The organism is Halomonas beimenensis (assembly GCF_002549795.1).
Classification (GTDB): Bacteria; Pseudomonadota; Gammaproteobacteria; order Pseudomonadales; family Halomonadaceae; genus Halomonas; species Halomonas beimenensis.
Genome location: NZ_CP021435.1, coordinates 1,492,154 through 1,505,033, shown reverse-complemented (window position 1 = coordinate 1,505,033; position 12,880 = coordinate 1,492,154). Strand labels below are relative to the sequence as shown.

At 71.5% G+C, this 12,880-nt stretch carries 11 protein-coding genes; 10 read left to right on the top strand and 1 reads right to left on the bottom strand.

The window, feature by feature from the left end; all coding sequences use genetic code 11:
- The first annotated feature begins 87 nt into the window (after nucleotides 1-87).
- The 5 genes from BEI_RS07130 to amrS all read left to right on the top strand — a co-directional run bounded on the left by BEI_RS07130 (nucleotide 88) and on the right by amrS (nucleotide 6,141).
- Nucleotides 88-2,379: an ATP-binding protein gene (locus BEI_RS07130; RefSeq protein WP_097788863.1), complete on the top strand. Its 2,292-nt coding sequence runs from the start codon at nucleotides 88-90 to the stop codon at nucleotides 2,377-2,379.
- The gene (locus BEI_RS18940) at nucleotides 2,376-2,921 is read left to right on the top strand and encodes a DUF4242 domain-containing protein (protein WP_153045770.1); all 546 of its coding nucleotides are present in this window, start codon (nucleotides 2,376-2,378) and stop codon (nucleotides 2,919-2,921) included. The genes BEI_RS07130 and BEI_RS18940 overlap by 4 nt, the downstream gene beginning before the upstream one ends.
- 106 nt (nucleotides 2,922-3,027) lie before the next feature.
- Complete coding sequence (locus BEI_RS07120; RefSeq protein WP_193765173.1) at nucleotides 3,028-3,588, top strand: OsmC family protein; 561 nt, start codon at nucleotides 3,028-3,030, stop codon at nucleotides 3,586-3,588.
- Nucleotides 3,585-4,880, top strand: coding sequence for an NAD(P)-binding domain-containing protein (locus BEI_RS07115; RefSeq protein ID WP_097788862.1), 1,296 nt, complete (start codon nucleotides 3,585-3,587; stop codon nucleotides 4,878-4,880). Before BEI_RS07120 ends, BEI_RS07115 begins: the two co-directional genes overlap by 4 nt.
- Before the next feature lie 151 nt (nucleotides 4,881-5,031).
- The gene (amrS, locus tag BEI_RS07110; protein WP_097788861.1) at nucleotides 5,032-6,141 is read left to right on the top strand and encodes an AmmeMemoRadiSam system radical SAM enzyme; all 1,110 of its coding nucleotides are present in this window, start codon (nucleotides 5,032-5,034) and stop codon (nucleotides 6,139-6,141) included.
- Nucleotides 6,142-6,156: 15 nt separating this feature from the next.
- Here the strand turns inward: amrS and BEI_RS07105 are convergent, their stop codons facing one another.
- Entirely contained in the window at nucleotides 6,157-7,059 is a 903-nt protein-coding gene (locus BEI_RS07105) for a helix-turn-helix transcriptional regulator (RefSeq protein WP_097788860.1), read from the bottom strand.
- A 121-nt stretch (nucleotides 7,060-7,180) separates the two neighbouring features.
- Between BEI_RS07105 and BEI_RS07100 the strand changes: the two genes are divergently transcribed.
- The 5 genes from BEI_RS07100 (at nucleotide 7,181) to BEI_RS07080 (ending at nucleotide 12,804) form a co-directional block, all read left to right on the top strand.
- Nucleotides 7,181-7,885, top strand: a complete 705-nt coding sequence (locus BEI_RS07100; protein WP_097791024.1) for an ABC transporter permease — start codon at nucleotides 7,181-7,183, stop codon at nucleotides 7,883-7,885.
- Nucleotides 7,882-8,610 carry an ATP-binding cassette domain-containing protein gene (locus BEI_RS07095; RefSeq protein ID WP_227644626.1) on the top strand — a complete coding sequence of 243 codons (729 nt, stop codon included), beginning with the start codon at nucleotides 7,882-7,884 and terminating at the stop codon, nucleotides 8,608-8,610. Before BEI_RS07100 ends, BEI_RS07095 begins: the two co-directional genes overlap by 4 nt.
- Before the next feature lie 37 nt (nucleotides 8,611-8,647).
- Nucleotides 8,648-9,457 (top strand): ABC transporter substrate-binding protein, encoded by an 810-nt coding sequence (locus tag BEI_RS07090; protein ID WP_097788859.1) that lies wholly within the window; start codon nucleotides 8,648-8,650, stop codon nucleotides 9,455-9,457.
- Nucleotides 9,458-9,916: 459 nt separating this feature from the next.
- Nucleotides 9,917-11,086, top strand: coding sequence for an isovaleryl-CoA dehydrogenase (locus BEI_RS07085; protein ID WP_097788858.1), 1,170 nt, complete (start codon nucleotides 9,917-9,919; stop codon nucleotides 11,084-11,086).
- Nucleotides 11,087-11,196: 110 nt separating this feature from the next.
- Nucleotides 11,197-12,804, top strand: a complete 1,608-nt coding sequence (locus tag BEI_RS07080; protein ID WP_097788857.1) for a carboxyl transferase domain-containing protein — start codon at nucleotides 11,197-11,199, stop codon at nucleotides 12,802-12,804.
- Nucleotides 12,805-12,880 lie beyond the last annotated feature (76 nt).

The following is a 12,880-nucleotide window of genomic DNA, read 5'->3' as shown; positions in this document are numbered from 1 at the left end:
GGCGGCCCCGCGGAGGCGCCAAGGAGGCCCCGGCGCGCCTATACTGAAGGTGTCGCCACCGGCATGGGCTGGCCGCCCGGACCTGCCATGAACTCCCTGACCCTGAACCTGCTGGGCGATCTCGAGATCCTTCACGGCGACCGCCAGGTCGCACTGCCCCCCTCGCGCAAGACCCGCGCGCTGCTCGCCTATCTCGCTTTGCATCCCCGTCCGGTCAGCCGCGACCACCTCTGCGAGCTGCTCTGGGAACTGCCCGACGATCCCCGCGGCTCCCTGCGCTGGAGCCTCTCCAAGCTGCGCCGCCTGGTGGACACCCCGGACAGGAAGCGACTCAAGGCCGACCGGCTCGCGGTCGGACTCGACCTCGAGGACCTGGACGTGGACGTGGTCCGGCTGCACCGGCTCGTGGACAGGAAGCTGGCCGACGCCGACCTCGCGACCCTGGAGGCCACCGCCGCCCGCTATCGCGGCGCCTTCCTGGAAGGGCTCGAGCTGCCCAACCTGCATGACTTCCACGGCTGGTGCCTGGCCGAACGGGAGGCCGCGATGCGCGCCCAGTCGCGGCTGCTCCACGCCCTGGTGGAGCGGCTCGACGACGATCCGGAACGCGCCCTGCCCCATGCCCAGGCCCTGGTCCGGCTCGCGCCCTTCGACGAAGCGGCCCGGGCCCGGCTGGTGCGGCTGCTCCAGGCCCTGCACCGGCCGCGGGAGGCCGAACAGCAGTTCCGGCTCGGCATGCGCCTGCTGAGGGAGGCGGGCCTGGACGTCACGGGCGCGCTGCCTGCGGCTCGCCGGCCCCGCACCGTGCCCGGGGAAACGCCGCCCTCCCCGGATGGCGGGACGGCTTCCCTCGAGACGCTGCCCTCGCTCGATCCCGACACCCGGGAACTCATGCAATGGGCCTCGCTGCTCGGCCCCTGCCTGGACGGCGGCACCCTGGCACGCTACAGCGGCCTGGACCTCCCGCGGATCGGCCTCGCCCTGGAGAACGCCGAACGCCTGGGCTGGCTGACGACCAGCGAGCGCGGCCTCTGCTTCGCCGACGACGACTTGGCCGCACGGCTCTACGAGACGATCTCCCCGGCCAGGCGTCAGATCATGCATCGCAGCATCGCCCACCGACTGGTCGCCTCGCCGATCGGCGACCTCGACGCGGCGACCGAGCTCGCCCACCATGCCCAGCGCAGCGGCGACCCGGCGCTCGCCGCCGACGCCCTGGTCACCGCCGGCCGGCTCTGCCTGCGCTTCTTCGCCCATGAGGAAGCGATGCGCCTGGCCCGGCGCGGCCTGGCCCTGGCCGAGGAGTTGTCCGGCCTGCGCCGTATCTGCCTGCTGCTGGACCTGCGCGCGGTCATGCTCGGTGCCGCCCCACCGGAGGACTGGGAGGCCGCCGCCGAGGAACTGGTGATGCTCGCCGAGCAGGCCCTGGAGCACGGCGCCCTCGCCCATGCCCGGCGCGGCTACCACCTGGCCAGCCACCTGCGCTGGGCCCATGGCCAGTGGCGGCACGCCAGGGAGGAGGCGCTGCAGTCGGAGCGGGTGACCCGCAGCGCCGAGGATCCCGAACAGATCATCGCCATGGCCGAGGCGGCACGGTGCCTGGCCATGCTCGAACGCGACCTGGACGAAGCCCGGAGCCTGCTGGGGAGCGCCGAGCGGCGTGCCGGCCGGCAGGGCGTCGCTCACCCCGCCCTGTCCCTGGCCCGGGGCCTGCTGGCCTGGCACGACGAGCGCGTCGCCGAGGCGGAAGCGGCCTTGCTGGAGGCGCGCACCCTGTGCAAGGCCGCCGGCGATCGCCTCGGGGAGTTCCAGGCCATCGAGACCCTGATGATGATGGCGATGGAGGGGCAACGCTATCCGACCGCCTGCCGGCATGCCGAGGGACTGGTCACCCTGGGCGAACGACTGGCCGGCGGCAGCGAGGCGCCCTTCGCCCATGCCGCCCTGGGGCTATGCCGACTGGCCCTGGACGACGATGCCACGGCCCTGGAGGCGGCCCTGCCGGCCCTGCGCGGCGCCGATGCCAAGTTTCGCCTGGCCTGGATCCTGAACCGGGCGGCGCTGCTTCACCTGGCCCGGGGACGCGCGGCCGAGGCCCTTCACGCCGCCGAGGAGGCGCTCGCCGATGCCGAGGCGCTGGAGCGGGCCGGGGAACAATTGCTGGCCCATGCGGTCCTGGCCAGGTCACGGCAGGTCCTGGGCGCCCCCCCGGCCGCCCTCGCCCATGTGCGCGCCGCCGAGGCCTTCCGGGATGTCCCGCTGTCCGGCTGGGCCCGCGGGCAGGCGGCACAACTGCTGATGGTCTGGGAGACCGCTCCGCGCAGCGATGCCCAGCCGGCCGGGCAGGCAGACGCCGGCGACGAGGCCGCATCGCCATGATCGACGTCTTCCTGGAACGCCGCTTCGCCAGTCCCCAGGCGCCGGACCGGGTCAGCGAGGCGACGCTGGCCGCCCGGGCCTGCCTCGACCGCCACCGGATCGCCTGGCAGGGCAGCCTGCTGGCCCGGGACGGCCGGCGGCTGGTCTGCCACTTCCGGGCCCCGGATGCCGAGGGGGCGAGAATGGGCCTGCGCCAGGCCGGGACCGACGTCGCGCGGCTCTGGGCCGGCACGGTGCACGAGGCGCCCACGCCGGACGCCGCCGCGGATGCCGGCAACGTCCTGGTGGAGCGTGCCTTCGCCGAGCCGGTGAACCTGGCCGACGTCCAGGCCATCGAGGACGCCGGCTCGGCCTGCCTGCAGAACCACCGGGTGCGCTTCCTGCGCACCTTCTTCTCCCTCGACCGGTGCCGCATGCTGTGCCTCTACCGAGCGCCGGACGCCGAGTCGGTGCGCGTCGCCCAGCGCCAGGCCGGCATGCCGCTGGAGGCCGCCTGGGCCTTCCGGTGGGTGCTCCCGCCGGCTTCCACGCCCACGCCGTGAGAAACCACGCCCTTTCCCACGCTGGATCCCACGTCTTCCTCTCAAGCTGGTCTCCGAGCCGGACGACACCGGCCTCGACCATGACGACAACGCGAGGAGAGACCTCATGCACACCGCGATCCGCCCCATCGACAACGGCGTCAATGTCACCGCCCTGCTGGACGCCCGCGAGGCCCTGAGCCAGGCCCCGGAGGCCGCCCGCTTCAACTGGCGGGCGAGCTGTGACTGGATCCGGGGCACCCATAGCCGCCACACCATCGAGGGCTTCCACGGCCTCGGCGAGCCGCAGCGCCATCGCCGACGCTTCACCTTCGATAGCGACCATCCGGAGGTCTTCGCCTCCGAGGACCAGGGCCCCACCCCGGTGGAGTACGTGCTGGTCGGACTGGCAGGCTGTCTGACCGCGGGCATCGCCGCCGTGGCCCAGCATCGCGGCATCCAGCTGCATTCGGTGAAGGCCAGCGTGGAGGGCAGCATGGACATCCAGGGCATCCTGGGCATGGACAGCGAGGTGCGCAACGGTTTCGACGACGTGCGCGTGACCTTCGACATCGACGCCGAGGCGAGTCGGGAGGAGATCGCCGCCCTGGTGGCCCAGTCCCAGAAGCGCTCCGCGGTGTTCGACCTGCTCACCAATCCCACCCAGGTCTCGGTGAGGCTGGCATGAGCCGGGCACCGAGCCGCCGCGCCCGCGCCGTGACCGCCGTGGTCATCGGCGCGGGCCATGCCGGGCTGGCCATGTCCCACCACCTGGCGGCACGCGGCATCGACCATGTCATCCTGGAGCGCGGCGAGGTGGCCAACTCCTGGCGAAAGGAGCGGTGGGACTCGCTGCGCCTGCTCACGCCCAACTGGCAATGCCGGCTACCCGGGCAAGGCTACGCGGGCCCCGACCCGGACGGGTTCATGACCATGCCCGAGCTGATCGGCTTCCTCGACGACTACGCCCGGCGGTTCTCCGCGCCGGTCCATCCCCATACCCGGGTGCACTCGGTGCGCCCCGGGGACACCGGCTACCGGGTGCTCACCGACCGGGACGAGTGGCATTGCCGGGCGGTGGTGCTGGCGAGCGGCGCCTGCAACCTGCCGCGGGTGCCGGCCCTGGCCACGGCGCTGCCGTCGGGCATCGCCAGCCTGACCCTGCACGACTACCGGCGTCCCGAGGCCCTGCCGGAAGGCGGTGTGCTGGTGGTGGGCGCTTCGGCGAGCGGCGTCCAGCTGGCCGAGGAGATCCAGCGCAGCGGGCGAGCGGTGACCCTGGCGGTGGGCGACCATGTGCGCATGCCCCGTCGCTACCGGGGCCGTGACGTCCAGTGGTGGATGGAGGGAGCAGGCCTGCTCGACCAGCGCCTCGACGAGGTGGAGGACCCGGAGCGTGCCCGGCGCCTGCCCTCGCCCCAGCTGGTGGGCAGCCCCGACCACCGCAGCCTGTCGCTGGGAGACCTGGCCGCCCGGGGCGTCCGCCTGGTCGGCCGCCTGGCCGGCCTGAACGGGACGCGCCTGCAGTTCTCGGGGTCGCTGCACAACCACTGCGCCGCGGCGGACCTCAAGCTCGACCGCCTGCTTGAGACCTTCGACGCCTGGGCGAGGGCGGCGGGACTGGACGATGCCCTGCCGGCCCCCGAGCGCTTCGCCCCCACGCCGGTGCCGGAGAGGCCCTGTCTGGGGCTGGACCTCGCCCGTGGCGAGATCGGCAGCGTCGTCTGGGCCACCGGCTACCGCCCCGACTATCGCTGGCTGCACCTGCCGGTCTTCGACCGCAAGGGACGGCTGCGCCACCGCGGCGGGGTGGTGGACGCCCCCGGGGTCTACGTCCTCGGGCTGCCCTTCCTGCGGCGGCGCAAGTCGAGCTTCCTGCACGGCGCCGATGACGACGCCCGGGAGCTCAGCGCCCACCTGGCCCGGTGGCTGGCCGCGGATCGCCGCGCCAGACGCCCGAGCCCCGGGCTCTTTGCCTAGCCCCGTGCGCCGGCTCGCCCGGCGCCTCTTTTTTCCTCTTCGCCCCGTGGCGTGACTACCAGCCAGATCCGAGGCCAGGCGGGCCCCGCCGGCGACGTGTCACCGGAACGACGTCGGTCGCGGGCAGTCTCAAGGGATCGAGGACTCCGACATGACCCGCGATCTCGGCCGCCACCTTCACCCCACCCGCCACTGGCACCGGCTGGACGACGGCCGGTTGCAGTGCGACGTCTGCCCGCGGGCCTGCAGGCTGCGCGAGGGGCAGCGCGGGCTCTGCTTCGTGCGCGCCCGCCAGGACGATGAGGTGGTGCTCACCAGCTACGGGCGCTCCAGCGGCTTCTGCCTGGATCCCATCGAGAAGAAGCCGCTCAACCACTTCCTGCCCGGCACCGCGGTGCTCTCCTTCGGCACCGCCGGCTGCAACCTGGCGTGCAAGTTCTGCCAGAACTGGGAAACCAGCAAGTCACGGGAGATGGACACCCTGGCCGACGCCGCCAGCCCCGAGACCCTGGCCGAGGCCGCCGCGTCCCAAGGCGCCCACAGCGTCGCCTACACCTACAACGACCCGGTGATCTTCCTGGAGTACGCCAGGGACGTGGCCGAGGCCTGCCGCGAGCGCGGCGTGCGCTCCGTGGCGGTCACCGCGGGCTATGTCTGCGACGCCCCGCGCCGGGAGTTCTTCGCCCGCATGGACGCCGCCAACGTCGACCTCAAGGCGTTCACCGAGGGGTTCTACCGCCGGATCTGCGGCGCCGGCCTGAGCCCGGTGCTCGACACCCTGCTCTACCTGCGCCACGAGACCGACGTCTGGCTGGAAATCACCACCCTGCTGATCCCGGGGCACAACGACGCCTCACGCGAGATCGAGGCGCTGAGCCGCTGGGTGGTGGACGAGTTGGGCCCCGACGTCCCGCTGCACTTCAGCGCCTTCCACCCCGACTGGAAGATGCGCGACACGCCCCCCACCCCGCCCGCCACCCTGAGCCGGGCGCGGGAGATCGCCAAGGCCAACGGCGCGCGCTACGCCTTCACCGGCAACGTCCACGATCCCGACGGCGGCAGCACCTACTGCCATGGCTGCGGCGAGTTGCTGATCGAACGCGACTGGTTCGCCCTCTCGGCCTGGCACCTGACCGACGACGGCCACTGCCGCCACTGCGGCACCGCCTGCGCCGGCGTCTTCGCCGGCCCGCCCGGCCGCTGGGGCCGCCGCCGCCAGCCCCTGCGCCTCGGCGAGGCGGTGCCGGCGTCTCGCCGTTGAGCGGCGATGCCGCCGTCAGGCGTTATAGGTGATCCGCCCCAGTTCTCCCACCTCGTAGCCGCCCATGGCCGCGGCCTGCTCGAGGAAGCGCGGCTCCCGGGCGAAGGCCAGCAGCCGCTGGAGCGGCGGCTCGAAGTAGCTGCGCCGGCGCAGGGCCAGGTCGAAGGCCTCCTCGTGGAGGGGCAGGAAGGCCAGGCCCTGGCGTCGGGCGGCGGCCTCCACGCCCAGGCCGGCATCGGCCTCGCCCTGGCGGATGGCCAGCGCCAGGTCATCCTCGCCTAGCGACGGATGCGCCGTGAAGGCGAGATCCGAGGCCGCCAGGCCCGCCCGCGCCAGCAGCCAGGCCAGCAGCCGCTGCGCCCCGGCCCCGGACTGGCGATGACCCACCCGCACCCCGGGTCGGGCCAGGTCCGCGAGCCCCTGGATGCTTCGGGGATTGTCCGGGGGGAGCATCAGTCCCTGCCGGCGCACCGCCCAGCGCACCATCACCAGGTCACGCATGCCGGCCAGCCCCAGGACCTCGGGGCGGTTGTAGCGTCCCGAGGCCGGGTCGACGAGGTGCAGCCCCGCCACCATGGCCTCCCCGGCGAGCAGCCGTGTCACGCCGTCGCCGCTGCCGTGGCACAGGGTCGCCAGTCCCGCCCCGCTCTCGCGCACCGCCCACTCCAGCAGCGGGTCCTGGCTGCCGGCGAGCACCGTCGGCACCGGCCGGGTGCCGGGCACGTCCCCCTCCAGGTGGTTCATCAGCCACAGATCGATGCTCTGGCGGGGAAACAGCAGCTTGCCGGTGGCTCGGGTGCAGGGAATCTGGCCCTGGCGCACCAGGTCGTAGACCTTGCGCGGCTTGAGGCGCAGGTAGTCGGCCACCTCGGCGGTGGTCAGGTAGGCGTGCCCCGGCTCCGCGCCCTGGGTCGTCATGGGCGAGCCTCCCGTCGTCGTCAGCATGTCGTTTGGATGATTCTAGCGGCATATTTTCCATCACCCCATGCAAACCGGCGACACAAGGCACATCATGCCGGTGAACGACTCGGAGAACGGCATGCCCCAGCACGACTCCGCCCTGGCCACCGCCCTGGCCATGATCCTCGAACTGGACCCGACCCTGCTCGGCATCGTGATGCTGTCGCTGCAGGTCTCGCTGAGCGCGGTGCTGATCGCCGCCCTGCTGGGCCTGCCCCTGGGGGCGGCCCTGGCGCTGTGGCGTTTCCCGGGCCGCGGGGTGCTGATCGTCGCGCTCAACGCCCTGATGGGCCTGCCCCCGGTGGTGGCCGGCCTCACCGTCTACCTGCTGCTCTCCCGGGCCGGGCCGCTCGGCGAGTTCGGCCTGCTGTTCTCCCCCGGCGCCATGGTGGTCGCCCAGGTCATGCTGGTGCTGCCGATCATCGCCGCCCTCACCCGCCAGCAGGTGGAGGAGCTGCACCAGGAGTATCACGAACAGCTGCACTCCCTGGGCCTGTCCCGGGCGCGCATGATCCCCACCCTGCTGTGGGACGCCCGCCTCGGGCTGCTCACGGTGGTGCTGGCGGGCTTCGGCCGCGCCAGCGCCGAGGTCGGCGCGGTCATGATCGTCGGCGGCAACATCGAGGGCGTGACCCGGGTAATGACCACGGCCATCGTGCTGGAGACCAGCAAGGGCAACCTGCCCCTGGCCCTGGGGCTCGGCATCGTGCTGCTGACGCTGGTCGCCCTGGTCAACGCCGCGGCCCACCTGCTCGGCGAGACGGCACGGAGGCGACTGGGATGAACACCATGCTGCAGGCCCGACAGCACGCCGACGTCGCCGCCCTGGCGCTCGAGGGGACGAGCTTCGTCCATCGCGGCCAGCCCCTGCTCACGGACGTCTCGCTGCGCCTCGAAGGCTGCCGGCGCACCCTGGTCATGGGCCCCAACGGCGCCGGCAAGAGCCTGCTGATGCGCCTGGCCCACGGCCTGCTGCCCCCCAGCCGGGGACGGGTGCGCTGGGAAGGGGCACCGCCGCGTCAGGCGATGGTCTTCCAGCGCCCGGTGCTGCTCAAGCGCTGCGCCCTGGACAACCTGACCTATGCCCTGGCCGTGAACGGCATCCCCTGGCGGCGGCGACGCCGCCTGGCCCGCGAGGCCCTGGAACGCTTCGGCCTGGGCGAACTGGCCCGCCGGCCGGCCCGGGTGCTGTCCGGCGGCGAGCAGCAGCGCCTGGCCCTGGCCCGGGCCTGGCTGCTGGAGCCCGACATGCTCTTCCTGGACGAGCCCACCTCGGCCCTGGACCCCGCCGCCATCCGGGCGGTGGAGGCGGCGGTCGACGACTTCCACCGCCGCGGCACGCGGATCCTGATGAGCACCCACGACCTGCACCAGGCACGTCGCCTGGCCGACGAGGTGATCTTCCTGTGCGACGGCCGCCTGCTCGAACAGGCCGACGCCGAGCGCTTCTTCTCGGCCCCCGCCACGCCCGAGGCGGCGGCCTTCCTGCGCGGGGAGCTGGTCGGCTAGCCCCGCCGATGTCAACCGCCATAGAAGGAACGTCACCATGCGAATCGGCATCACGCTCGCCACCGCCGGCCTGCTGGGCCTTTCCATGTTCGCTCAGGCCCAGGACGAGGCGCCCTACATCACCCTGGCCTCCACCACCTCCACCGAGAACTCGGGGCTGTTCGACGCCATCATCCCCAAGTTCACCGATAGCACCGGCATCGAGGTCCGGGTGGTCGCCGTGGGCACCGGCCAGGCCTTCGAGATCGCCCGCCGCGGCGACGCCGACAGCCTCCTGGTCCACGATACCGAAGGCGAGAAGCGCTTCGTCGCCGAGGGCTACGCCAGCGAGCGGGCCGATGTCATGGTCAACGACTTCGTGATCCTCGGTCCCGCCGAGGATCCGGCGGGCATCGAGGGGGCCGGGAGCGTCGCCCAGGCGCTGACGCGCATCCGCCAGGCCGAGGCGCCCTTCGCCTCCCGGGGCGACGACAGCGGGACCCACCGGGCCGAGCGGCGCCTCTGGGACGCCGCCGGCATCGAACCCGACGGAGCCTGGTACCGGGAGCTCGGCAGCGGCATGGGGGCGACGCTCAACACCGCCGCCGGCATGGACGCCTACGTGATGGCCGACCGCGCCACCTGGGTGGCCTTCGACAACCGCCAGAACCTCGCGCTGCTCTTCGAGGGTGACCCCGCGCTGTTCAACCAGTACGGCAGCCTGGTGCTCTCCGAGCAGCGACACCCCCACCTCGAGCACGACCTCGCCGAGCAGTGGCACGACTGGCTGCTTTCCGACGCGGGCCAGCGGGCCATCGCCGACTTCACGGTGAAGGGCCAGCAGCTGTTCTTCCCCAACGCCCCGTGAGCCCACGCCGCCGCGGCCTCGCCCCCGGCTGGAACAGGGGGTGTTCGGCCCCGCGAAGCACGCCCCTGCGCGCGGTGACGAAGGCCTCGAGGCCGGCCCGGTCAGGGAAGCGGACATGGCCTGCCCATGACCTGCCTGTCCCTCTCCTTGGTCGACCGCCCCGTTGAGTGTGTTCCTGGGCCTCCCCCGCCCTCAGCCCTGGCGTCAGTGACTAGGCTGAGGGAAGGTGTTGTGAGGAAAAGCCACGCCGGAGGCTCGCTGCCAGGCGAGACGGGGCCGACGCCCGCCTTCCCGGCCTGCGGCGACGGCGGAAGGCCGAGTCACGAATGCGACCTTGGTCTACGCCTCCAAGGCTGCACTTTACGTTAACGTAAACCTGGCCTAGGCTTGCCACATCCACCCAATTGCCTGATGCAGCCGCAACCCGGCGCACGACTCGACATAGCAAGGGAGATCGCCATGCACGCCCCCTACAAGCCCCTCGACTTCGGCCTCGACGACGAACTCAACATGCTGCGCGACCAGGTGAACGCCTTCGCCCGGGACGAGATCGCCCCCCGCGCCGCCGAGATCGACGAGAAGAACGAGTTCCCCAACGACCTCTGGCAGAAGTTCGGCGACATGGGCCTGCTCGGCATCACCGTGCCGGACGAGGACGGCGGGACCGGCATGGGCTACCTGGCCCACTGCATCGCCATGGAGGAGATCTCCCGGGCCAGCGCCTCGGTGGGGCTGTCCTACGGGGCTCACTCCAACCTCTGCGTGAACCAGCTCAAGATCAATGCCAACGCGGAGCAGAAGGCCAAGTACCTGCCCAGGCTGATCAGCGGCGAGCACGTCGGCGCCCTGGCCATGTCCGAGCCGGGCGCCGGTTCCGACGTGGTGTCCATGAAGCTGCGTGCCCGCAAGGACGGCGACCGCTACATCCTCAACGGCAACAAGATGTGGATCACCAACGGTCCCGACGCCGACGTCCTGGTGGTCTACGCCAAGACCGACCCGGACGCCGGTTCCAAGGGCATCACCGCCTTCATCATCGAGAAGGGCATGAAGGGCTTCTCCACCGCCCAGAAGCTCGACAAGCTGGGCATGCGCGGCTCCAACACCTGCGAGCTGGTGTTCGAGGACTGCGAGGTGCCCGAGGAGAACGTGCTCGGCGAGGTCGGCCGGGGCGTGCGCGTGCTGATGAGCGGCCTGGACTACGAGCGCACCGTGCTGGCCGCCGGCCCCATCGGCATCATGCAGGCCGCCATGGACGTGGTGGTGCCCTACATCCACGAGCGCAAGCAGTTCGACCAGTCGATCGGCGAGTTCCAGCTGGTGCAGGGCAAGGTGGCCGACATGTACACCACCCTGAACGCCTGCCGCGCCTACCTCTACAGCGTGGCCGCCGCCTGCGACCGCGGCCAGACCTCGCGCAAGGACGCCGCCGGCGTCATCCTCTACTGTGCCGAGAAGGCCACCCAGGTCGCCCTGGACGCCATCCAGCTGCTGGGCGGCAACGGCTACATCAACGAGTATCCCACCGGGCGACTGCTGCGCGACGCCAAGCTCTACGAGATCGGCGCCGGCACCAGCGAGATCCGGCGCATGCTGATCGGCCGCGAGATCTTCAACGAATCGGCTTAAACCCAGCTACAAGCAGGAAGCTTGAAGCTGGAAGAGATCGTCCCTCCACGTTCATGGGATTCCTTCCAGCTTCCGGCTTCGAGCTTCCCGCTTTTATCCCGGAGGGATAAATGAGCGTTCTGACGTCCCAGATCAATCCGCGCAGCGAGGGCTTCCAGGCCAACGACGAAGCCATGCGGGCCGAGGTCGGCAAGCTGCGCGACCTGACCGCCTCCATCCGCCAGGGCGGCGGCGAGAAGGCCCGAAAACGCCACGAGTCCCGCGGCAAGCTGTTCGTGCGCGACCGCATCGACCACCTGCTCGACGAGGGCTCGCCCTTCCTCGAGTTCTCGGCGCTGGCCGCCCACGAGGTGTACGACAGCCCGGTGCCCGCCGCCGGCGTGGTCACCGGCATCGGCCGGGTCTCCGCCGTGGAGTGCGTGATCGTCGCCAACGACGCCACCGTCAAGGGCGGCACCTACTTCCCGCTGACCGTGAAGAAGCACCTGCGCGCCCAGGAGATCGCCCGCAAGCATCGCCTGCCCTGCCTCTACCTGGTGGACTCCGGTGGCGCCTTCCTGCCCCGCCAGGACGAGGTCTTCCCCGACCGCGACCACTTCGGGCGCATCTTCTACAACCAGGCCACCCTCTCCGCCGAGGGCATCCCGCAGATCGCCGTGGTGATGGGCTCCTGCACCGCCGCCCGCGCCTACGTGCCGGCCATGGCCGACGAGTCGATCATCGTCCGCGAGCAAGGCACCATCTTCCTGGGCGGCCCGCCGCTGGTGAAGGCCGCCACCGGCGAGTCGATCAGCGCCGAGGACCTGGGCGGCGCCGACGTCCACGCCAAGCAGAGCGGCGTGGCCGACCACTACGCCGAGAACGACGCCCATGCCCTGCAGCTGGCCCGTCGCTGCGTGGCCCGGCTGAACTGGCAGAAGCGCGGCAGGCTTGCCATGGCCGAACCCAAGCCGCCGCGCCTGGACCCCGAGGAGCTCTACGGCATCGTCGGCACCGACCTCAAGAAGCCCTTCGAGGTCCGCGAGGTCATCGCCCGCATCGTCGACGACTCGGCCTTCGACGAGTTCAAGCGCTACTACGGCGACACCCTGGTGACCGGCTTCGCCCATATCCACGGCCATCCGGTGGGCATCGTCGCCAACAACGGCGTGCTCTTCTCCGAGAGCGCCGTCAAGGGCGCGCACTTCATCGAGCTCTGCGCCCAGCGCAAGATCCCGCTGGTGTTCCTGCAGAACATCACCGGTTTCATGGTCGGCTCCAAGTACGAGCACGAGGGCATCGCCAAGCATGGCGCCAAGCTGGTCACCGCGGTGGCCTGCGCCAAGGTGCCCAAGTTCACCGTGCTGATCGGCGGCAGCTTCGGCGCCGGCAACTACGGCATGTGCGGCCGCGCCTACGACCCCAACCTGCTGTTCATGTGGCCCAACGCCCGGATCTCCGTCATGGGCGGCGAGCAGGCCGCCGGGGTACTGGCCCAGGTCAAGCGCGAGCAGATCGAGCGCGAGGGGCGCGAATGGACGGCCGAGGAAGAGGCCGCCTTCAAGCAGCCGACCCGCGACCAGTACGAGCACCAGGGGCACCCCTACTACGCCAGCGCACGGCTCTGGGACGACGGGGTCATCGACCCGGCCCAGACCCGCGACGTCCTCGGCCTGTCCCTGGCCGCGGCCATGAATGCCGAGGTGGAAGAGACCCGCTTCGGCGTGTTCAGGATGTAGTCCCCTTGCTGCGCAAGGGAGCCGGAAGCTTGAGGCTCTAAGCTGGAAGTCACCACCGCACGCCCCGGAGGCAAGC